At 46.7% G+C, this 22602-nt stretch carries 18 protein-coding genes; 16 read left to right on the forward strand and 2 right to left on the reverse strand.

What is annotated here, in order from left to right; translation table 11 throughout:
• The first annotated feature begins 23 nt into the window (after positions 1 to 23).
• Entirely contained in the window at positions 24 to 2405 is a 2382-nt protein-coding gene (locus IEY67_RS20960) for a hybrid sensor histidine kinase/response regulator (protein ID WP_183672280.1), read from the forward strand.
• 297 nt (positions 2406 to 2702) lie between these two features.
• Positions 2703 to 3212: an RNA polymerase sigma factor gene (locus tag IEY67_RS20965; RefSeq protein WP_122376340.1), complete on the forward strand. Its 510-nt coding sequence runs from the start codon at positions 2703 to 2705 to the stop codon at positions 3210 to 3212.
• Between the two features lie 197 nt (positions 3213 to 3409).
• Here IEY67_RS20965 and IEY67_RS20970 read toward each other — a convergent pair whose 3' ends face one another.
• On the reverse strand, positions 3410 to 4243 hold the full coding sequence (locus IEY67_RS20970) for an OmpA/MotB family protein (RefSeq protein ID WP_122357286.1): 834 nt from the start codon (positions 4241 to 4243) through the stop codon (positions 3410 to 3412).
• Positions 4244 to 4338: 95 nt separating this feature from the next.
• Between IEY67_RS20970 and nrfH the strand changes: the two genes are divergently transcribed.
• The 7 genes from nrfH (at position 4339) to IEY67_RS21005 (ending at position 12008) form a co-directional block, all read left to right on the forward strand.
• Entirely contained in the window at positions 4339 to 4926 is a 588-nt protein-coding gene (gene nrfH / locus IEY67_RS20975; RefSeq protein WP_122357287.1) for a cytochrome c nitrite reductase small subunit, read from the forward strand.
• 26 nt (positions 4927 to 4952) lie between these two features.
• Positions 4953 to 6437 (forward strand): ammonia-forming cytochrome c nitrite reductase, encoded by a 1485-nt coding sequence (gene nrfA / locus IEY67_RS20980; protein ID WP_183672281.1) that lies wholly within the window; start codon positions 4953 to 4955, stop codon positions 6435 to 6437.
• Between the two features lie 4 nt (positions 6438 to 6441).
• Positions 6442 to 7713, forward strand: a complete 1272-nt coding sequence (locus IEY67_RS20985) for a cytochrome c biogenesis ResB family protein (protein WP_183672282.1) — start codon at positions 6442 to 6444, stop codon at positions 7711 to 7713.
• 1 nt (position 7714) lies between these two features.
• Positions 7715 to 8509, forward strand: coding sequence for a cytochrome c biogenesis protein CcsA (ccsA, locus tag IEY67_RS20990; RefSeq protein ID WP_183672283.1), 795 nt, complete (start codon positions 7715 to 7717; stop codon positions 8507 to 8509).
• Between the two features lie 37 nt (positions 8510 to 8546).
• On the forward strand, positions 8547 to 9857 hold the full coding sequence (locus tag IEY67_RS20995; protein ID WP_183672284.1) for an alginate export family protein: 1311 nt from the start codon (positions 8547 to 8549) through the stop codon (positions 9855 to 9857).
• Between the two features lie 63 nt (positions 9858 to 9920).
• The gene (locus IEY67_RS21000; protein ID WP_183672285.1) at positions 9921 to 10586 is read left to right on the forward strand and encodes a Crp/Fnr family transcriptional regulator; all 666 of its coding nucleotides are present in this window, start codon (positions 9921 to 9923) and stop codon (positions 10584 to 10586) included.
• A gap of 81 nt (positions 10587 to 10667) precedes the next feature.
• Positions 10668 to 12008: a sigma-54-dependent transcriptional regulator gene (locus IEY67_RS21005; RefSeq protein ID WP_183672286.1), complete on the forward strand. Its 1341-nt coding sequence runs from the start codon at positions 10668 to 10670 to the stop codon at positions 12006 to 12008.
• 89 nt (positions 12009 to 12097) lie between these two features.
• Here the strand turns inward: IEY67_RS21005 and IEY67_RS21010 are convergent, their stop codons facing one another.
• A complete protein-coding gene (locus IEY67_RS21010) occupies positions 12098 to 12766 on the reverse strand; it encodes a CatA-like O-acetyltransferase (RefSeq protein ID WP_183672287.1) in 669 nt (222 codons plus the stop codon).
• A gap of 1618 nt (positions 12767 to 14384) precedes the next feature.
• On the opposite strand from IEY67_RS21010, the gene IEY67_RS25465 reads away from it, so the two are divergent.
• The 7 genes from IEY67_RS25465 to IEY67_RS21045 are packed head-to-tail and all read left to right on the forward strand — an operon-like array spanning position 14385 to position 22592.
• Positions 14385 to 14465 carry a potassium-transporting ATPase subunit F gene (locus IEY67_RS25465; RefSeq protein ID WP_122357294.1) on the forward strand — a complete coding sequence of 27 codons (81 nt, stop codon included), beginning with the start codon at positions 14385 to 14387 and terminating at the stop codon, positions 14463 to 14465.
• A gap of 21 nt (positions 14466 to 14486) precedes the next feature.
• Entirely contained in the window at positions 14487 to 16199 is a 1713-nt protein-coding gene (gene kdpA / locus IEY67_RS21020) for a potassium-transporting ATPase subunit KdpA (protein ID WP_122363288.1), read from the forward strand.
• A 49-nt stretch (positions 16200 to 16248) separates the two neighbouring features.
• The gene (kdpB, locus tag IEY67_RS21025; protein WP_122376332.1) at positions 16249 to 18291 is read left to right on the forward strand and encodes a potassium-transporting ATPase subunit KdpB; all 2043 of its coding nucleotides are present in this window, start codon (positions 16249 to 16251) and stop codon (positions 18289 to 18291) included.
• A gap of 30 nt (positions 18292 to 18321) precedes the next feature.
• Positions 18322 to 18903, forward strand: coding sequence for a K(+)-transporting ATPase subunit C (locus IEY67_RS21030; protein ID WP_183672288.1), 582 nt, complete (start codon positions 18322 to 18324; stop codon positions 18901 to 18903).
• A gap of 44 nt (positions 18904 to 18947) precedes the next feature.
• On the forward strand, positions 18948 to 19721 hold the full coding sequence (locus tag IEY67_RS21035; RefSeq protein ID WP_183672289.1) for a TorF family putative porin: 774 nt from the start codon (positions 18948 to 18950) through the stop codon (positions 19719 to 19721).
• Between the two features lie 17 nt (positions 19722 to 19738).
• Positions 19739 to 20860, forward strand: a complete 1122-nt coding sequence (locus tag IEY67_RS21040) for a sensor protein KdpD (protein ID WP_183672290.1) — start codon at positions 19739 to 19741, stop codon at positions 20858 to 20860.
• Between the two features lie 13 nt (positions 20861 to 20873).
• Entirely contained in the window at positions 20874 to 22592 is a 1719-nt protein-coding gene (locus IEY67_RS21045; RefSeq protein WP_183672299.1) for an ATP-binding protein, read from the forward strand.
• The last annotated feature ends 10 nt before the right edge of the window (positions 22593 to 22602 follow it).

Raw genomic sequence — 22602 nt, forward strand, 5'->3', positions numbered from 1 at the left:
TAATAACAAATAACAACTACTCTATGGATGACGAATTTTTACAACCCAGGATAGACCTTGAGTATAACATGCTTACAAAGCTTATGGGGGTCAGTATCAGCAAGCATTTGCTGGACGAACATTTAACGCTTCTTTGGGCAAACGATGCTTATTATGAACTGATCGAATATGAAAAAGAAGAATACGAGGCTCTTTTTCATAATCGACCGGATTTATATATGGCCTCCTGTCCTGAATCTGCACAAATAATAAATAATAAAATATATGAAGCTCTCGAAAATCAGCAGAACGGTTATGAGATTGTAGTCCAGATGCCTGTGAAAAGCGGTTTGAAATGGGTTAAGTTGGCGACTACATTTACCGACCAGCTGGTAGATGGGAGAAGTATCGCTTATACTGTTATGACCAATGTCGATGAAAGCATGCAGGAACAACTCGTTAAAAAGATTACCTATAAGCATTTTCCCGGCTTTGTCACGAAACAAAAGATCTGCCGGGACGGAAATTTCATCCTGTTGGAAGCCAATAAGAAATTTATAGAATTTACAGGTATCGATGAGAAGTCGTTTGTCAGCGGCTTGCAGTTTTTTTATCTGGATGAGGAAAACGAGGTCTTGTTCGATAAATACCTTCCTGCCATGCAGAAAGGCGATCCGATCCATTTAACTTTCCACACGAACGACAAGGATGGTAACGATACCTATATGCAGTTGAACGGTACGTGTATCAAATGGGAAAATGATGAACCGATCTATCTCTTTGTCTATATTGACATTACTGAACAATATGAATTACAGAAGCAACTGAAAAAGCAATCTGTCGAATTGCAGAAGGCTTTGCAATTAGCTGAAAAGGCAAATAATGCGAAATCTGATTTTCTTGCCAGTATGAGCCACGATATCCGTACGCCTATGAATGCGATCATAGGTATGAGTTTTCTCGCCAAAGCGAATATAGGTAATGACGAGAAGGTGCTTGATTGCATAAATAAAATCGAAAGCTCGTCAAATATGCTTCTGGGGTTGATCAACGAAGTTCTGGACATGTCGAAGATCGAAAGCGGCAAGCTGCTTTTATCAAAAGACGAGATCAACATAGGTGTCTTGCTGGAAGAACTGGTCTTGATGATGCAACCCGAAATAAAAAAGAAAAAGCATACTTTACATATTCATATCACGAAAATGCAACATGAGAATGTTGTAGGAGACGCACAACGTATCAAACAGGTTTTTATGAATCTGTTGTCCAATGCTATTAAATATACACCCGAAAAGGGTCAGATCAATGTCACGATAGAAGAAAAAGACATTCAGAACAATACAGGGATGTACAAGTTTGTATTTGAAGATAACGGACGGGGTATGAAACCTGAATTTCTTGAAAAAATATTTCTCCCTTTTGAACGTGCCAAAGATACAGCAGTTTCAACGATTCAGGGAACCGGACTCGGCATGTCGATCAGTTATAAAATAATCGAAATGATGGGCGGTACGATCCGTGTGGAAAGCGAATACGGCAAGGGGTCGTGCTTCACGGTCATACTCCCGATGATATACAGGGAACAGGCTCCCGTTGAAGATATAGACACCAATGAACGTCCGATCCTGGTGGTAGATAACGATGAGCTTTCCTGCCTGAGCGTCTGCCATCATCTAACGGAACTAGGTATCGCCAATAAACATGTCCCTTCGGGGTATGAAGCCTTGAGGGAGGTACAAAAATACAAGAAGGAAGATAAATATTATTTTGCCATCATACTTGATTTGAAAATGCCGGGTATAGATGGATTAAGAACTGCCGACGGAATAAGGATGATCGTGGGTGAGGATATACCGATCATTATCTTATCGGCTTACGACATCGAAGAATATGAGGAAGAAGCCCGAAAAGCGAAAGTCGATGCTTGCATGACCAAGCCGGTGTACCGATCGAAACTGGTCAATACCCTGAAATCTTTTGTGAAAACGGAAGAAAAAGAGGTGAAGAAAGAGGTTCGGCCTAGTTTTTTTAACAACGATTATTCCGGCAAGCGCATCCTGGTGGTCGAAGACAACGAACTGAACCGTGAGATAGCCATCAGTATCCTAAGCATGAGCGGAGTTAGCGTAGAGGCTGCCGTTGATGGGCAGGACGCAATAAATATTGTGTCATGTTCGGAGGAAGGCTATTATGATTTGATCCTGATGGATGTTCAGATGCCTGTGTTGAACGGGTATGATGCGACGCGAAGGATCAGGTTGCTCCCGCGTTTGGATGTGTTGCGAATGCCGATTATTGCGATGACGGCAAATGCTTTTACAGAAGATATAAAGCTTGCGCTTCAGTCGGGGATGAACGCGCATCTGGCTAAACCGATCGATATTAAGGCATTGTCCGGTGTTTTAAATAAATATTTACGTCAATAGATCGGTATCGGGGGTGTACCGTCAGTCCGTTTTGTCATGTCGGACGCGGTGCACCCTTTTGCGTTTTCTGCAAGCCTTGTTCCGTGGTGGGTTGGGGCGTTATTGAAGAAACTGATCCGTTAGTTGTAAATATTGCTCATTATCAGCACTTTTAAGTATAAATATATTAAGATGGCGCCTTATTTATTAATGTATGCCAACGAATGAAAATCGTATTGTTAAGTTTCTTATATTTGTATCATATTTAACGCTGATTAATAGCGGATAATCGTTTTAATTACACAAAAAAATAATGATATGAATACACTCCAATTCCAACAAAAATTAGTAGGCTTGCAAGAGAACATGCTGAACTTTGCACTTATGCTTACTGCCGACCGGGACGATGCCCAGGATTTGTTGCAGGATACAACACTGAAAGTGTTGAATAATCAGGAAAAGTTCGTTGATAACGTCAACTTCAAGGGGTGGGTTTTAACTGTAATGCGCAATATTTTCATCAATAACTACCACAAAGTTGTACGTACGCAGACAATCGTCGATTCGAGTGCCGACCTGTATAATTTGAATGTAACAAGCGATTCAGGTTTCGACTCTCCCGATTCTTCCTACCAGATACAGGAAATATCCAAGGCGATCGAGCAACTGAACGATGATTTAAGAGTTCCGTTCTCTATGTTCGTAAGCGGTTACAAGTACCACGAAATAGCTGAAAAACTGAATCTCCCGTTAGGCACTATCAAGAGCCGTATCTTTTTTGCCCGCCAGGAGTTACAGAAGGTTCTGAAAGATTTCAGATTTATGTAAACGACTGTCTCTTCCATGACAATAAAGCCGTCGCAGGCTTCCGTAACAGGAAACGCAGACGGCGCAAAGTACGCAGGGTCTTACAGATTTATTCTTTTAATGAGTAATATGGTCTGGATTTCCCTGCGTATTTTGTGTTGTCTGCGTTCTTTTTTGCAGACTTTCGCGGCTGCCTTATTTTTTTATATTTATATATATTATTGTAACATCTGGTACAGCTTGTCCAGCTTCGGAGCCATGATGATTTCCGTACGGCGGTTCTTGCTGCGTCCCTCGGCCGATTCGTTGTCGGCTACCGGCATATATTCGCCGCGTCCGCTGGGCTGGATCTGCAACGGGTTCACGCCATAATCTTTGGTCAGGATGCGGACTACCGATGTAGCACGTATCACGCTCAAATCCCAGTTGTCCTTGAACTGTGCCGTATTGATCGGCTTGCTGTCGGTGTGCCCTTCGATATATACGTCTATATCCGACTGTTTGTTGAGGACTTCCGCCAGCTTTGCCAACGCTTCTTTTCCTCGTTTGTCCACGCGCGCGCTGCCCGATTCGAATAACAGCTTGTCGGACATGGCGACATACACCTTGCCATCTTTTTCAGTCACCGTCAGTTCGTCGCTGCTGAAGCCCAGCAGGGCATCCTTCACGCTGTTCAGCAGGTTGCGGACTTTCTCGTTCTGGGCGTTGATCATATCCTGCAGTTCGTTGATCGTCCGTTCACGTTCGTTCAGCTCTTCCATCTTCTGGCTGAGGAGGCTGTTCAGTTTCTCCTGTTGCGTCATGTTCGAACTGAGCATCGTCTGGTAATTGCGGATATTGCTGCCCATGCGTGTCGTGTCGCGCTGGAGGGCGGCGAGGCGCTCGTTCAGCTTGTCGCCGGTATCCCGGCAATCTACCAGTTGTTCCTGTAGCGCGTTGCCACGGCCGATGGCTTCGAGACGCCCGTTTTCAGCTTCCAGGTATTTCTTTTTCGTTACACATGAAGTGCACATCAGCAGTGCGGAGACTGCTATGAATAAAACTTTTCTCATTTCTTCTATAATTTTCGTGCAATGTAATATTTATTACATTTTACTTGTATCCGAATTAAGATATTTGTAATCAATTAAACTTTAATTAAGGCTGTATGAAGATAAAAGAGATCATAAACACGATTCTGCCTACCCGGCGCAGCAAGTTATTTGCGCTTGTGGCGAGTGGGGCGATCTGTGGTCTGGGCTTTTATACATTTTATGTATCGAGGGCCTGGAGTTACTTGTCGGATGAGCCGTCGACCTGTGTGAACTGCCATATCATGGGGCCTTATTATGCCACCTGGAAACATAGTTCGCACAGCAGGAACGCCACCTGCAACGACTGCCATGTGCCACACGAAAACGCCGCGAAGAAATGGTTCTTCAAAGGAATGGACGGCATGCGTCATGCCGCTGTATTTATGATGCGCGGGGAGCCGCAGGTGATCCAGGCTATCGACGAGAGTGCCGAAGTCATTATGAACAACTGTATCCGCTGCCATACGCAACTGAATACGGAATTTGTCAATACGGGCCGGATCGACCACGAAATGGCTATGGCAGGAGAGGGGAAGGCCTGCTGGGACTGCCATCGCGAAGTGCCTCACGGAGGATCGAACAGCCTTTCGTCGACACCGTCGGCCATCGTTCCTTACCCGAAAACCAATACGCCTGATTGGCTGAAAGAGATGCTTAAGTAAAACGAATAAAATAAAAATCAACGAATATGGAAAAGAAACTTAAATCATGGCAGGGCTGGTTGTTGTTTATCGGAACAATGGCCGTCGTTTTTGTACTGGGTGTACTGGCCGCTTCTATCAACGAGAGACGGGCTGAAATTGCCAGCGTTATGAATAACAAGAAGGTCGAAATCAAAGGGATTGAAGCGGTGAACGAAAAATTTGCCCCGAACTATCCGCGCGAATATGAAACATGGACGCAGACTGCCGATACCAGCTTCCGGAGTCAGTTCAACGGCAACCAGATGGTCGATGTACTCGAAGCGCGTCCTGAAATGGTGATCCTATGGGCGGGATATGCTTTCTCGAAAGATTATTCAACTCCGCGCGGTCATATGCATGCGATCGAGGATATGCGCCATACTTTGCGTGTCGGTTCCCCGATGACACCGGACGAAGGTCCGCAACCGGCAACTTGCTGGACTTGCAAGAGTCCGGACGTTCCGCGTATGATGCAGGCTATCGGTGTCGATAATTTCTATAAAGGAAAATGGGCTTCTATGGGCACGGAGATCGTGAACCCCATCGGTTGTGCCGATTGCCATGAGCCGGAGAATATGAATCTTCATATCAGCCGCCCGGCTTTGATAGAAGCCTTCCAGCGCCAGGGACGCGATATCAATAAAGCGACCCAACAGGAGATGCGTTCGCTGGTCTGCGCACAGTGCCATGTGGAATACTATTTCAAGGGGGACGGCAAATATCTGACTTTCCCCTGGGATAAAGGTTTTACGGTTGAGGATATGGAGGCTTACTACGATGAGGAAGGTTTTGCAGATTATACGCATAAATTAAGCCGCACACCGATACTGAAAGCGCAGCATCCGGACTATGAACTCTCCATGATGGGTATCCACGCACAGCGTGGTGTTTCGTGTGCCGACTGCCACATGCCTTACAAGAGCGAAGGCGGTGTGAAATATAGCGACCATCATATTATGAGTCCGCTGGCTATGATCGACCGTACCTGCCAGGTTTGCCACCGCGAAAGCGAAGAGACGCTCCGCAACAACGTTTATGAACGCCAGAACAAGGCAAACGAAATGCGTAACCGCCTCGAAACGGAACTGGCAAAGGCTCATATAGAAGCTAAATTTGCCTGGGATAAGGGCGCTACGGAAGATCAGATGGCTCCGGTATTGAAACTGCTTCGTCAGGCACAATGGCGCTGGGACTTCGGTGTTGCTTCCCACGGCGGTGCTTTTCATGCTCCCCAGGAGATACAGCGTATTTTGGGCAATGGCCTGGATAAGACTATGCAGGCTCGCCTGGCGGTATCGAAGGTGTTGTCGAAATTAGGTTACACGGACGATGTGCCGATGCCGGATATCTCTACAAAAGACAAAGCACAACAATATATCGGCCTGGATATGGCTGCCGAACGTCAGGCTAAGGAAAAGTTCATGAACACGATCGTTCCGGAATGGATCAAAGAGGCGAAGGCAAACAAACGTCTGGCTGATAAGATTTAAAGATATGTGGAGACAACCCTGGGGATATAAGGAAGGATGGGCAATCTGTATCGGCCTGTTCATTACCGGAGCGGTTCTGCAACTGACGGCCGGAAAGGTTGATCCGACGCTTTTCCGGTATCCCCTGAATGCTATAACGGGAGGTTTGTTCCTGTTTTTCTTGATAATGGTATATATCGCGAGCCGTAAAGCTGCTGCTTTGCAGTGGTTTTACAGCCTCACGGCGAGTATTACGTCTTTAACTGCATGGATGGTTTTGGTTATCATCATGGGACTGACCCGACAGGTGGCTCCCTCCGTAACGGTTACTCACGGAGGACTACTGCCTGGGTTGGGTTTCATGCAGATGACGCTCTCGTGGCCTTTTATGTTGTTGTTCCTTTACTTTCTTTCGGTATTAGGATTAGTGACTATTCGTAAAGTAGCTCATTTCAGAAAAAAAGATATCCCTTTTATCCTGAATCATGCAGGATTGTTCATCACTCTGCTGGCGGCTATCCTGGGAAACGGCGATTTGCAGCGCATGCGTATGACGGTTCCTTTAGAGCAACCCGAATGGCGGGCGACAGATGAGACTGGGGAAATGAAAGAACTGCCTTTGGCGATTGAATTGAAATCTTTTACGATTGATGAATATCCTCCGAAACTGCTGGCTATCGATAACACGACCGGAAATGCGTTACCGGAAAATAATCCTGAAAACATGTTGGTGGAAGAGACGCCTTTATCAGGTTCTTTATTGGATTGGGAGGTGGAAGTGATCCGCTCGCTTCCGATGGCTGCCTGTGTTCATGGGAAAGATACGGTAAACTTTGTCGAGTTTCATTCCGAAGGTGCCACTTCCGCTGTCTTTGTCAGGGTACGCAATAAGAAAGATGGTGTGGAGAAGAGCGGTTGGGTGAGTTGCGGCAGTTTCATGTTCCCGTACGTCTCCTTGCAACTGAACGACGAGATCAGCCTGGTGATGCCGGGTCGGGAGCCGAAACGCTTTGCTTCTGAAGTTTCCGTCTATACGCAGGACAAGAAGCAGGCCGATGCGCTTATCGAAGTCAACAAGCCTTTCAGCATAGCCGGATGGAAAATTTATCAGCTGAGCTATGACGAGACGAAGGGGAAGTGGAGCACTGTCAGCGTCTTTGAATTGGTTCGCGATCCGTGGCTTCCGGTGGTATACGCCGGCATCCTGATGCTGTTGCTCGGCTCTGTATGCCTGTTCATTCAGGCTCCGGGAAATAAGGAGGAGGAAGCGGCCGCTAACGACACAAAAACAGAATAATATGGATTGGAGTCATTTTATATATTTCGCTTTGCCGTCCGTTATCTGCTGGACGATAGGTGCGGCGATGGCCTACCGGACGAATAAGCCGGGGCAGGTCATCGGGTGGACGGTTGCCGGACTGGCGATATTCATGGCTTTCATTGTGGGCATGTGGATGTCGTTGGAACGTCCGCCGCTCCGGACGATGGGCGAGACGCGCTTGTGGTACTCGTTCTTCCTGCCGGTTGCGGGGATCATTACTTATATCCGCTGGCGGTATAAATGGATATTGTCGTTCAGTACGGTGCTGTCTTTTGTCTTTATCTGCATTAATCTGTTCAAGCCGGAGATACATAATAAAACGCTGATGCCTGCCTTGCAGAGTCCGTGGTTTGCACCGCATGTGATAGTATATATGTTTGCTTACGCGATGCTGGGAGCGGCGGCGATCGTGGCTGTCTATCTGTTGATCCGCTCGTGGAAGAGGCCGATAGACCGGAAGGTGATGAGCCTTTGCGACAACCTGGTCTATGTAGGGACTGCCTTTCTGACGATCGGCATGCTGTTCGGTGCACTTTGGGCGAAAGAGGCCTGGGGGCATTATTGGAGTTGGGACCCGAAAGAGACCTGGGCGGCTGCGACCTGGCTGGGCAACCTGCTGTACATTCATTTCAGGCTTCACAGGTACAAACTATATAAGGTTGCTCTCGGATTATTGGTGTTCGCTTTTGTCCTGCTACAGGTTTGCTGGTTCGGCGTGAATTACCTGCCTTCAGCACAGGAAAACAGCGTGCACGTATATAACATGGAATAAAAAGCAAATAGAAATATTAACTTTAAATAGAAACGATATGAAAAAACGGGTGATTGTTTTTTCCGGGCTTCTGTTACTAGGCTCGGTGTGGATGAAAGCAGATGAAAATGAAACATCCAAAGATAAGGAGAATACCTTCTCTATGAGTGCGCAGATACGCCCCAGGGCGGAATACCGCAACGGTGTATTAAATCCTCGTAGTGAAGGGCAGGGACCGGCAGGCTTTATCAACAACCGTGCCCGTCTTTCTATGAATTACGAGCGACAGAATCTCTCGCTGGGCCTTTCCGCACAGCATGTCGGTGTCTGGGGACAGGACCCGCAGATAGATAAGAACGGTCGCTTCATCCTGAACGAGGCATGGGCACAACTGGACTTCGGTTACGGCCTGTTTGCCAAACTCGGACGCCAGTCCCTGATCTACGATGACGAACGCGTCCTTGGCGGGCTTGACTGGAACATTGCCGGTCGTTACCACGACGCTCTCAAACTCGGTTACGAAAACAAAAAGAATAAACTCCACCTGATCCTCGCCTTCAACCAGAACGACGAAACTAAAATCGATGGCACCTTCTACGCCGACGGTGCGCAGCCCTACAAAAACACGCAGACACTATGGTACCAGCACGTCGCCAGCAAAGAGTTTAAAGCTTCGTTCTTATTTATGAATCTCGGACTGGAAGCCGGTGAGCAGAAAGAACAAAAGTCCGACACGAAGTTCATGCAGACGATGGGTGCGAATCTGTACTATCAGCCGGGCGACTGGACTTTCGGCGGTACTTTCTATTACCAGTCAGGAAAGAATAAGAACAAGCGTGACGTTTCCGCTTTTCTATGGGCGTTGAATGCCGCCTATAAATTCAATTCGCAGTGGAGCATGGGGATCGGTAGCGATTACCTGAGCGGTGCAGGCACAGCGGACGGTCCTGATGCCAAATACAAGGCTTTCGATCCGTTATACGGAACGCATCATAAGTTCTACGGTGCTATGGATTATTACTATGCCACACCGTTCAAGGACAACTTAAATCCGGGCTTGTGGGACAACCAGATAAAGGTCGCTTACAACGCTTCTTCAAAGGTAAACCTCGCCCTGACTTATCATTACTTCTCGATCACCAGCGATCTCACTGTAAACGGCAAGGATCTCGATCGCGGCCTGGGTTCCGAACTCGATCTTCAGGTCGACTGGCAGATCATGAAAGACGTGAAGCTCTCCGCAGGCTACTCTACCATGTTCGGAACATCGACGATGGAAGCTGTCAAAGGTGGCAGCAAAGATAGCTGGCAGGATTGGGGATGGTTGTCAATCAATATTAATCCAAGAATATTTACTGCCAAGTGGTAGTTTGTAGTATCGGAAATGTTCTTATCTTTGTATGGAACATTTCCGATACTAAATCAATGCCGAATGAATATAACCGATATCTTTAAAATACCACTGTTCCGGAATTTTACGCAGAAGATGCAGGACGAGTTTCTGGAGAATATAGAATATACTATTGAAGAGCATTCGAAAGGAAAAACCATTATCCACCAGGGTTCCCCCTGTCATGCCATACATGTATTGCTGGAAGGTAAGCTGAACGTAGATGTAGTCGACGTCTCAGGAGGCGAAGTACGGGTAGAGGTCATCAAGGCGCCCCGCACGTTTGCCACTCCGCATGTGTTTGCTGAAAAGAATCAGTTCCCTGCCACTTTCTCCGTCGAAGAAGATGTCGTTCTGATGAAGATACCCAAAGAATCATTCTTTAAGGTCATGCATACGACTCCCCTTTTACTCCATAATTTCCTTTGCGTCAGTACGAGTTGCAACAAATGCACGATGACCCGCCTGCGTGTTTTGTCTTTTCGTGGCATCCGTAGCCGTTACATCTATTATTTGCTCGACCATCTGAAGGAAGGTGAAGATATCGTAGAGATGGAACATAATCAGGTGCAGCTCGCCGAATACTTCGGAGTCACGCGCCCCGCCCTTTCCAAGGAAATCGGCAAGCTCGTAGACAGCAGCTTCATCAGCCTGGGCAGAGGAAAGGTGAAGATCCTGAACAAGCAAGCCCTGATAAACCTGTTATAGCTTTGAATATATTCTTTTGCATCCCCTTGTGGAAAAAAATAATCATTGTACATTTGCGACGGTTATCAGAAACCGGACAACATGGGAAAAGTACTGATTATTGACGACGAAAAACAAATTTTAGGTTTATTATCACGGATCATCGGACTGGAAGGATATGATGTTCTCCAGGCTGCCACCTGCAAAGCTGGCCTGAAGCAACTGGAGCAGCATACACCCGAAGTTATCCTGTGCGATGTCTGCCTGCCTGACGGCAGCGGCGTGGAACTTGTCAGCGAACTAAAGAAACTGCGCCCCTTCTCCGAAGTTATTTTACTGACGGCGCACGGTAATATCCCTGACGGTGTACAAGCGATCAAGAATGGTGCTTTCGACTACATTACCAAAGGCGATGATAACAATAAAATACTCCCCTTGATCGCAAAGGCGATGGAAAAAGCCTCTGCCGCCTATAAGCAGAGCAAGCTATCCACTTCGCTGGTCGGCAGACAATACTCATTCGATACCATCGTAGGCAAATCGCCTGCCATTCAGGAAGCGATTGCCCTGGCCCGTAAGGTTGCCCAGACCGATGTGCCTGTCCTCCTGACCGGCGAAACCGGGACGGGCAAGGAAGTCTTCGCCCAATCCATCCACCAACACAGTACCCGGAGCGGAAAAGCCTTTGTTGCGATCAATTGTTCTTCTTTCAGCCGCGATCTGTTGGAGAGCGAGATGTTCGGACACAAAGCCGGAGCCTTTACAGGCGCATTGAAAGAGACGAAAGGTCTTTTTGAAGAAGCCGACAACGGTACGATCTTCCTCGATGAGATCGGAGAAATGGCCTTCGACCTGCAAGCCAAGCTGCTCCGTATCCTTGAAACCGGCGAGTTCATCAAGATCGGCGATACCCGCCCCGTCAAGGTGAATGTCCGCGTCATAGCGGCTACAAACCGTGACCTGTCGAAAGAGATTGCCGAGGGACATTTCCGGGAGGATTTATTCTACCGCCTGTCTGTCTTCCAGATCCATTTGCCGGCATTACGGGAGAGGGTGGAGGATATTCCGCTGCATGTAAAGGCTTTTGTCTCTACCTTGTCTGCCAAGATGGGAAAAGATATCAAGGCGATCTCTCCGGATTATATTGATTTATTGAAAAAAAATCCCTGGAAAGGGAATGTGCGTGAGCTTCGCAATGTGGTAGAACGCAGCCTGATCATAGCCGATGGCGATACGCTGACCCCGGATTCATTGCCGTTAAATATACAGCGTACAGATGCAGTAGAAACAGATGCTTATGCCGGATTCGACCTAAGCGGCGTTGAGAAAATGCATATTCAGAAGGTACTTAAATATACGAAAGGAAATAAAACAGAGACTTCGCGCCTACTGGGGATCGGCTTGACAACGCTTTACAGGAAGATTGAAGAATATGGGTTGTGATTGGCTCTGACACACTCCTTTGCCCCTTCCCAAGAGCAAAGGGAGGTATTTTCGTCACTATAAGAAAAGGGAATATGAAGGACATTCGCTTATCGTAAATAGGCTTCTACTTTCTGATAGAATGTTGCCAGATGCGCACCATCTACAAAACCATGATGCACATTGATCGCAACAGGCATCACCAGTTTTCCTTCCCTCACGACGGCCTTTCCGACGTTCAGCAACGGGTAACTGCTTCCGCTCGGTCGCTCCTGCGTGTGCGTCATCGATGTAAAATACAGGTCTGGCGTTGCGCTCACCAGGATAACACTATACCGCTGGTCTTCGGTGGAGTCATTTTCGGTTCCGTACGGGTTTCCGTCTTCCGGAATAGAATCGATTATATGACGCGCTTCCCGATAGAAGGCCACAAAGTCCTCTTTCCACGGAATCCTCACCGTATAGAACTTCCCATTTGCTTGCATCCGGATAGGACACAACACATCGACAGTCTCAAAACATAGGATCTGCCCCTCATTATCCACTCTGAACCGCAACTCTTCTATCTCATTTGCCGCCCGCAGGATCGCGTATAAATAATGCAGGAAAAAGGACTCCCCATTCTGTTTCGCTTTCTCTTTTGCCCCCGAGCATTCAACCTCTGACGTAATAGTTATACACGGATTCAGGAAATTTCTGAAGAAGTTAAAGTTATCTTTACGTTCCCACGATTCAAAATCTACCATTCGCTTTTTAGGAAAAGTCGTTTGCTTGTCCATTCGATACTAAGTTTAATTGATTGCCTGCAAAGATAGCGATTTCATATGAACGGAATGAGTTTCTAAATTGGATAGGTTTATATTTTGAATAAATTCAGAGATATTACAGTCTCTTTTGTATCATCGAAAATATTCATTCACTTTTGCTGCAACTGATTGACGATATTATCGATCTGGGTTCTATACTCATTGTTCGTCCGGTCGGAGATAAATTAAAACATGCTTGATAGGATTTTGACAATGGAGATACTTATTGTAAAATAATATTTATTAAATAAATGCTTTTCGTGGAGAATAATACTGTTAAATGTGTGTTGCTTATAGTGTTTGTAGAACTTGAAAAATAGTCAATAAAAGTGTTAAATATGAATGACTAAAATAAACGAACGTTTTTTTCATTCATTTGCAAATGTATGATTTTATCTTAATTAAAAAAACAATTTCAAAGAAAAAAAATACAGAAGCATTGAATTTCCACAACTTCAAAAAAGCTAGGCAACAAAAATACAATATGTGAAGAGGTCTTAAAAAATGACTAGATAAAACGTTCGTTTTTTCTAGTCATTTAATCATTAACTATTAAATACAATAAACAAACAAACTCCCTTATCGGGTCATAACTAATATTAGAATAGTATGGAACAACAGCAATACGATCATCCTCCGGTTATTCATTTATCATTTGATAATCAATAAATATAAAGAATTTCTGTTTTTTATATCATATCAGTTGGTTTGAATTAGTATTGAATAAAGATCCGGTTTGTCGAAAGAGAAATCCTGCTGAAAAGTTTTTCTGAAAATTGTTCGGCTTTGGCAATTTAATACAAAGAGTCACTCAAAGACGATTTTTGAGGACTTTGAAGGAAAATACGGCTTTTTTAGTAATTGTATTAATTTGCTTGTAATCGACAGGATTATTCGACCGGCCTGAGATAGAATAAAAATAAAACGAAGATAAACCGTATTATCCGATTGTATAGATAATTGAATATATGAATGATAGCACTAAAGTTCAGTCGGAGATAGGGATATATATTAGTTTTAGGGTTTAGAGCTTTTTTGCCTGCTTTGCGGGTAAATTAGTTATAAGTAGGACGAAACCGTGAGGTTTTATGGAAATTCCCTGTCGTGATGACACGGAACATTAATACTAGACTAGGTGTATCAGATGGTTTGCGAGTCAGAAAATATGCTATACGCACTTAACATATTATTTTCTACTCATCATCCTTAAGCAAACTTATCTGGTACACCATTTTTTTGTAAAGAGTTTTTTTACTTCCCCGACGCTGTTTTCATCTTTCCGTTTTAATATGTTTTTCCGTTTTGGTAGGCTGACCCTTTCAAAATGGTAGGGTTGTATTCTCGTCTCCTAATCTTTGTTTTTAGGATAAGTGTTTATGTATCAAATCCTCATGTGTGTGTCTTCCTTTTCTGGCACGCCTTTGGCATATAGTAGGGCGAAACGATTAGTATTAACGATTAAATAACAAAGGTATGTTAGAAAATGAGATTGTATCATTGATTTTTGTATGCGGAGTAGGGAGTCTCTGCTATTGGTTCTTTTTCAAGTGTGTAGATTGGTTCGAAAAGATTTAAAGAAAGGAGAGAAGATATGTTTATCGCATTGTTTATACTCTGTCTCGTGATCTTCGGGTATCTGATGTATGTATTGGTGAAGCCCGAAAAGTTTTAAACAAATAATGAGGATGAAAAGATGAATACGGAATTAGTAGGTAGCATCACGCAAATAGTATTGATGATCGTCCTGGCGTATCCGCTGGGAATGTACATCGCAAAAGTATATAAAGGAGAGAAGACCTGGCTGGACTTCATGGCTCCGGTGGAACGTTTTATTTTCAGGCTGTGCGGCATCGACCCGAATGTGGAGATGAGTTGGAAAAGTTTCCTGAAAGCACTTCTGACAATCAATCTCTTCTGGTTTTTCTGGGGAGTCCTGCTCTTGTATTTCCAGCAGTATCTACCGCTGAACCCCGATGGCAACGCAGGACAGTCGTCGCATCTGTCGTTCAACACCTGCATCAGCTTCATGGTGAACTGTAACTTGCAGCATTACAGCGGTGAGAGCGGATTGACCTATTTTACACAGTTGTTCGTGATTATGCTGTTCCAGTTTATTACGGCGGCAACCGGTATGGCTGCGCTGGCGGGTGTCTTCAAGGCGATGGCATCGAAAACGACACAGACGATCGGTAACTTCTGGAATCTGTTGATGAAAAGCTGTACCCGTATCCTATTACCACTTGCCCTGATCGTTGGCTGTATCCTGATCGTGGAAGGTACGCCGATGGGATTTGACGGAAAGATGAAGTTGACGACACTGGAAGGTACCGAACAAATGGTTTCGCAGGGTCCGGCTGCCGCTATCATCCCGATCAAACAGTTGGGGACGAACGGAGGCGGTTACTTCGGAGTCAATTCATCGCATCCGCTGGAAAATCCGACATATCTGACCAATATGGTCGAATGCTGGGCAATCCTTGTCTTGCCGATGGCGATGGTCTTTGCATTGGGATTCTACCTGAAACGGAAGAAACTGGCTTATTCGATCTTCGGAGTGATGTTGTTTGCCTATCTGGCGAGCGTTGCGATCAATACGCACTATGAGACGAAGGGAAACCCGATGATCTCGGCGATGGGAATCGACCAGCGCGCGGGAGCGATGGAAGGAAAAGAGACGCGGCTCGGAGCGGCAGCCACTGCACTGTGGAGTTGTACGACGACGGTGACCTCCAACGGGTCGGTGAACGGTATGCACGACAGCACGATGCCTCTGTCGGGAATGATGGAGATGCTGAACATGCAGATCAATACCTGGTTCGGCGGCGTGGGCGTAGGATTCATGAATTATTACGCATTCCTGATCATTGCCGTCTTTATCAGCGGTTTAATGGTAGGGCGTACGCCGGAATTCCTGGGTAAAAAAGTAGAGGCGCGTGAAATGAAGATAGCAACGATCGTGGCGCTGGCACATCCGTTCGTGATATTAATCGGTACGGCGGTGGCTTGCTACTATTGGGTATATAACCCGGCTTTTGTGGAGGCGGAAGGTGGTTGGCTGAACAATCCGGGGTTCCACGGTTTCAGTGAGATGCTTTACGAATATACGTCGTCTTCAGCGAATAACGGTTCCGGTTTTGAAGGACTGGGCGATAATACTTACTTCTGGAACTTTACGACCGGTCTGGCTCTGATCATCAGCCGTTATCTTCCGATCGTGGGGCAGGTTGCCATTGCAGGACTGCTGGCTCAGAAGAAATATATACCGGAAAGTGCAGGGACATTAAAGACGGATACGGCGACATTTGCCGTGATGACATTCAGTGTGATCTTTATCGTAGCCGCTTTGTCTTTCTTCCCTGCACTGACGCTGGGACCGATTGCGGAGTATTTCTCGATTTACAGATAACAATTGATAGGTGTAATATTCATATCGATATACGAAAAGAATAAATAATATGAAAGATAAAAAAGCTGCTTCCTTATTTCCTAAGGAGCTTGTTATAGAAAGTTTTAAACAATCGTTCGTGAAGCTTGACCCGCGTACGATGTTCCGGAATCCGATCATGTTCATCGTAGAGATCGTGACGTTCGTAATGCTTCTTGTTACCCTTTGGGCCGCTGTGACAGGCGATCATACACAAGGTTCGTTCGGATATAACATATTGGTATTCATTGTGCTGTTTGTCACCTTGCTCTTTGCCAACTTCGCCGAAGCCATCGCCGAAGCCCGTGGCAAAGCGCAGGCAGACAGTTTACGGAAAACCCGTGAGGAAACACCAGCTAAGCTGGTTGGTGCGAATGAAAGCATTACGACAGTAAGCAGTTCGCAACTGAAGAAAGGCGATATCTTTATCTGTGAGGCAGGCGATACGATCCCGTCCGACGGCGAGATCATCGAAGGGCTGGCATCTATCGACGAGAGTGCCATTACAGGTGAGTCCGCTCCGGTGATCCGGGAAGCGGGCGGCGATAAAAGTTCGGTGACGGGCGGTACGAAAGTTTTGTCCGACCAGATACGGGTGAGAGTGACGACGCAGCCGGGAGAGAGCTTCTTGGATAAGATGATTGCCCTTGTCGAGGGTGCGTCCCGCAAGAAAACACCGAATGAGATTGCGTTGACGATCTTATTGGCAGGTTTTACACTGGTGTTTGTGGTAGTTTGCGGTACCTTGAAACCGATGGCGGATTATTCGAATACGCAGATCACGATCGCAGCCTTCATCTCTTTGTTCGTTTGTCTGATACCGACTACGATCGGGGGACTGCTTTCAGCGATTGGTATCGCTGGTATGGACCGGGCGTTGCGTGCAAATGTAATCACCAAGTCGGGTAAGGCTGTGGAGACGGCAGGCGATATCGATACCCTGCTGCTCGACAAAACGGGAACGATCACGATAGGTAACCGGAAGGCTACGCAGTTTTATCCGGTGACATGGATCGACGAACATTCATTTGTGCAGGCTTGCCTGCTGGCGTCCTTGTCCGACGAAACTCCGGAAGGTAAATCGATTGTAGAGTTGGGACGCGAAAAGGGTGTCCGCATCCGCGACCTGAGTACTTCGGGTTCACGCATGATCAAATTTACGGCGGAGACAAAATGTTCGGGTGTCGACCTGAAAGATGGTACGCGTATCCGTAAAGGTGCTTTCGATGCTATCCGTAAGATGAGTGAGGCGGCAGGAAACAAGTATCCGCAGGAAGTAGCCGAGCTGGTGGAGAAGATATCGGGTAACGGAGGTACGCCGCTGGTCGTTTCGCAGGATGATTTCATTATCGGTGTGATCGAATTGCAGGATATCATCAAGCCGGGTATCCAGGAACGTTTTGAACGCCTGCGCAAGATGGGGGTAAAAACGGTTATGGTAACGGGTGATAACCCTTTGACAGCTAAATATATTGCGGAAAAGGCAGGTGTGGACGATTATATCGCCGAAGCAAAGCCGGAAGATAAGATGAACTACATCAAGAAGGAGCAGGAAGCCGGAAAACTGGTCGCCATGATGGGTGACGGTACGAATGACGCTCCCGCACTGGCACAGGCGAATGTCGGCGTTGCGATGAACAGTGGTACGCAGGCAGCGAAGGAGGCTGGCAACATGGTGGATCTTGATAATGACCCAACAAAGCTGATCGAGATCGTGGAAATCGGTAAGCAGTTGCTGATGACACGCGGTACGTTGACTACATTCAGTATCGCAAACGATGTCGCCAAGTATTTTGCGATCGTACCGGCTTTGTTCATGGTAGCGATCCCGCAGTTGGCTGCACTGAACATTATGCATCTGCATAGTCCGGAGAGTGCCATCCTGAGCGCGGTTATTTTCAACGCGATCATCATCCCTATCCTGATACCGCTGGCTTTGCGCGGGGTCGCTTACAAGCCGATCGGTGCTTCTGCTTTGCTTCGTCGCAACCTGTTGATATATGGGGTGGGAGGTATAGTCGCTCCCTTCGTAGGCATCAAGCTGATCGATATGGTAGTCAGTCTTTTTATGTAATGCAGTAATAATTTTAAAATAACGAATAATATGATATCGACTCTTTTTAAATCATTTAAACTGACCGTAGCATTCTGTATTTTATTCAGTGTGTGCTACATCTTCATCCTGTGGATTTTTGCACAGGTCGCTGGTCCAAACAAAGGAAATGCAGATGTTGTCGAATTGAACGGAAAGATCGTAGGTGCCGCAAACGTCGGCCAGACCTTCACGCAGGACATTTATTTCTGGGGGCGTCCCTCCTGTGCGGGCGACGGCTATGATGCTTCCTCTTCCGGCGGCAGTAACAAAGGCCCTTCCAACGAAGAATACCTTGCCGAAGTAGAATCCCGCATCGACACTTTCCTGGTGCACCATCCTTATCTGAAACGTGGGGAAGTCCCTGCCGAGATGGTCACCGCCAGCGGTTCCGGACTCGATCCCGATATCTCTCCGAAAGCCGCATACGTGCAGGTACAACGGGTGGCGGCAGCACGCGGCCTCTCTCCTGAAAAAGTGATGGCCCTGGTGAGTGCTAATACGGAAGGATCCCTGTTAGGTTTGTTCGGTCCCGAAAAGGTCAATGTCCTGAAACTGAATGTCGCTTTGGAGAAAGCGGCAATGAATAAATAACCGGAATAAAACAGATGACAATAACAACTTGAATATATAAGAATATGAAATCTATCGTTAAAAATATCACATTAGCCTCTCTGATCTTCTCTTTATCTTCCTTTACTGCCTTGAAAGCGGAGGAAAACGAAAGCCCCGTAAACTTCACTGTCCAGGGTGACCTCGTGAGTTCCTATATCTGGAGAGGCTTCTACCAAACGGGAGCAAGTTTCCAACCGACACTGGCATTCAGTGCCGGAGGCTTCTCCCTGACAGCATGGGGATCGACCGATTTCGACGGTTACAAATCCTCGGAAGGTGCCGCCAACAAAGAGATCGACCTCACTGCCGCCTATACCTTTGGAAACTCCGGTCTGACCCTCTCCATCGCCGACCTCTGGTGGGCAGGTCAAGGTGCGAACAAGTACTTCAACTTCAAAAGCCATGAAACGGCACATCATTTTGAAGCGGGCGTAGCCTATACACTCCCGGTTGAGAAACTTCCCCTCTCGATCGCCTGGTACACTATGTTCGCCGGACAGGATAAGGATGCCGACGACAATCAAAATTATTCATCTTATGTCGAATTGAACTATCCTTTCTCAGTAAAAATGGTAGATTTGAATCTGACCTGCGGTTTTCTTCCTTATACTTCTTACGGCGTATATACCGGTACGAAGACCAACGACGGATTTGCTGTTACCAACGTCGCGCTCAAAGGAAGTACGGCAATAAAGTTCAGCGATTCATTCTCTTTGCCTATATTTGCGCAGGCTATTTGGAATCCTCGTATGGAAGACGCTCATTTAGTGTTTGGAATATCGTTAAGACCGTGGTAATCTGAAACAGGCAACTCATGGACAGAGAACAAAGCGTACAACACTTTTTAGATTTGCTGAAAAAGTCCCGTCGCGGCAATTTCAAGATCTACATCGGTATGATCGCCGGTGTAGGCAAGACATACCGCATGCTGCAGGAGGCGCACGAATTGCTTCGCAGCGGAATAGACGTGCAGGTCGGCTATGTGGAAACCCACGGCAGGACTGAAACGGAGGCGTTGGTAGAAGGTTTACCTTTGATACCGCGCCGCCGGTCGTTTTACAAGGGGAAGGAAGTGGAGGAGATGGATTTGCAGGCAATCCTGAATATCCATCCGGAGGTCGTGATCGTGGACGAACTGGCACATACCAATATCGATGGAAGCAAGAACGAAAAGCGTTGGCAGGATGTGACGGATATTTTAGAAGCAGGTATCAGCGTGATTACGGCAGTAAATATCCAGCATCTGGAAGGTCTGAACGAAGATGTGCAGGATATCACCGGCATCGAGATCAAAGAACGCATCCCCGACAGTGTCCTGGAGCAGGCGGATGAGGTCGTGAATATCGACCTGACAGCCGATGAACTGGTGAAACGCTTGAAAGCGGGCAAGATATACAAGCCGGAAAAGATTCCGACGGCACTGAATAACTTCTTTAAATCCGAAAACATTCTCCAGCTACGCGAACTGGCCTTGAAGGAGGTTGCCCTCCGTGTCGAGAAGAAGGTGGAGAGCGCTGTCCCGGTCAATACCGGTGTCCGCCACGAGAAGTTCCTGGCCTGCATCAGCAGTAATGAAAAGACGCCGAGGAAAGTGATCCGCAAGGCGGCGCGGCTGGCTACCCGCTACAACACGAAGTTCTTTGTTCTTTACGTGCAAACGCCGCGCGAAAGTATCGAGCGCATTCCGCTGGCAAACCAGCGTTATCTGTCCAACCATTTCAAACTGGCGGCAGAGTTGGGAGGCGAGGTGATGCAGGTCCAGTCGAAAAGTATCCCCGACAGCATTATCGAGGTATGCCACGAAAAGCAGATCACGACCGTCTGTATCGGAAAGCCTGTTTTTACGCTCACTTCCGTCCTTCGCGCTTGTTTCCAGTACCGGAAATTGCTGAATAGCTTGTCACAAATGAATATTGACCTGATAATATTGGCATAACATGTTACAGTCTATTAGTTTAAAGATTAAAACGAAGCTCACCTACGGAATAGGTCTGCTGTTTGCAATGATCGTCCTGTTGGGCGGTCTGTCGGTAAAGAATATCTACCGTATGTCGGCAGATACGCAGAATATCCTTGCGGATAATTACAACACATTGCTGTATTCCCGCCGTATGTTGGATGCGCTCGAACGCATCAAGACCGACCCGGTGGCACGGAACGAATTTGAAAAGAACCTGGGCCTGCAAAAGGAGAATATAACAGAGGTGGACGAGAATGCAGCGACCACTCATCTGGTCACACAATATGAATCGATGAAGAAAGACATGAACGATGCTTCCATCCAACGTGTCCGCATCGCTTTGAACGAGGTGATGAGCCTGAACATGGCTTCTATCTACCGAAAAAGCCAGGTAGCGGAACATACTGCGCATGAAGCGTTGCTATGGATCTGCATCATCGGTATCACCTGTATTCTGATTGCCTTTGCTTTCCTGATACGTCTCCCGCGATCCATCAATACTCCGATTCGTAAGCTGACAGACGGTATCATGGAAATTGCCAACCATAATTATGAGAAGCGTCTCGACCTGGGAAAATACGAGGAATTTACCGAAGTTGCCCAATCGTTCAACCGGATGGCGGAGCGTCTGACCGAATACCGTAAAAGTACGCTTTCCGATATTATTCAGGGTAAGAAATACATCGAAGCCATCGTAAACAGCATTACCGAACCGATCATCGGCCTGGATGGTAACCGTATCATTCTTTTTGCCAACGACGTGGCGTTAACTATCCTCAATCTGAAACGTGAAAATGTGATTGGCAAATCCGCCGCCGAACTCGCTTTAAAGAACGATCTGTTGCGCCGCCTCGTCCGTGAATTGGTTCAGCCGAACGAAAAGGAAGAACCGCTCAAGATCTATGCCGATAATAAAGAAAGTTATTTCAAAGTCCAGTATATCCCTATTCATGTAACGGACGACCAGAAAAACGGCAGCCAGTATGTCGGCGACGTAATTCTTCTGAAGAATATCACAGAGTTCAAGGAGCTCGATTCAGCAAAGACAACCTTCATCTCGACCATCTCCCATGAGCTGAAAACACCTATCTCTGCCATTATGATGAGCCTCAAGCTCCTGGAAGATAACCGTGTCGGCAATATGAACGACGAGCAAAAGGCGTTGGCTGAAAGTATCAAGGAAAGCAGCGACCGCCTTCTGGAAATAACCGGCGAACTGCTTAAAATGACGCAGGTGGAAACCGGTAAACTACAGTTGAACCCGAAGATCACCAAGCCGATCGAACTGATCGACTACGCGATTAAGGCAAACCGTGTGCAAGCGGAGCGGTTCGGCTGCCACATTGAAGTCGAGTATCCGGAGAAGATCTCCAAGCTGTTTGTCGATAGCGAAAAGATTGCCTGGGTATTGACCAACCTGTTATCGAACGCCATCCATTACACGCCGGAAAACGGTCGTATCATCATTGGAGCCCGTCAGGAGGGCAAATCCCTGGAGATATTCGTCCGCGATTTCGGTAAAGGCATCGATTCCCGTTACCATCAAAGCATCTTCGACCGTTACTTCCGTGTCCCCGGAACCAAAGTGCAGGGTAGCGGCCTCGGACTGGCGATCAGCAAAGACTTTGTCGAAGCGCATGGCGGTACGATCCGTGTGGAAAGCGAAGTCGGTAAAGGGAGTACGTTCATTATAAAATTTGAAGTCTGATAGTAATTTA

Origin of the sequence: Parabacteroides faecis (genome assembly GCF_014647375.1) — a bacterium.
In the GTDB taxonomy this organism is placed as follows: domain Bacteria; phylum Bacteroidota; class Bacteroidia; order Bacteroidales; family Tannerellaceae; genus Parabacteroides; species Parabacteroides faecis.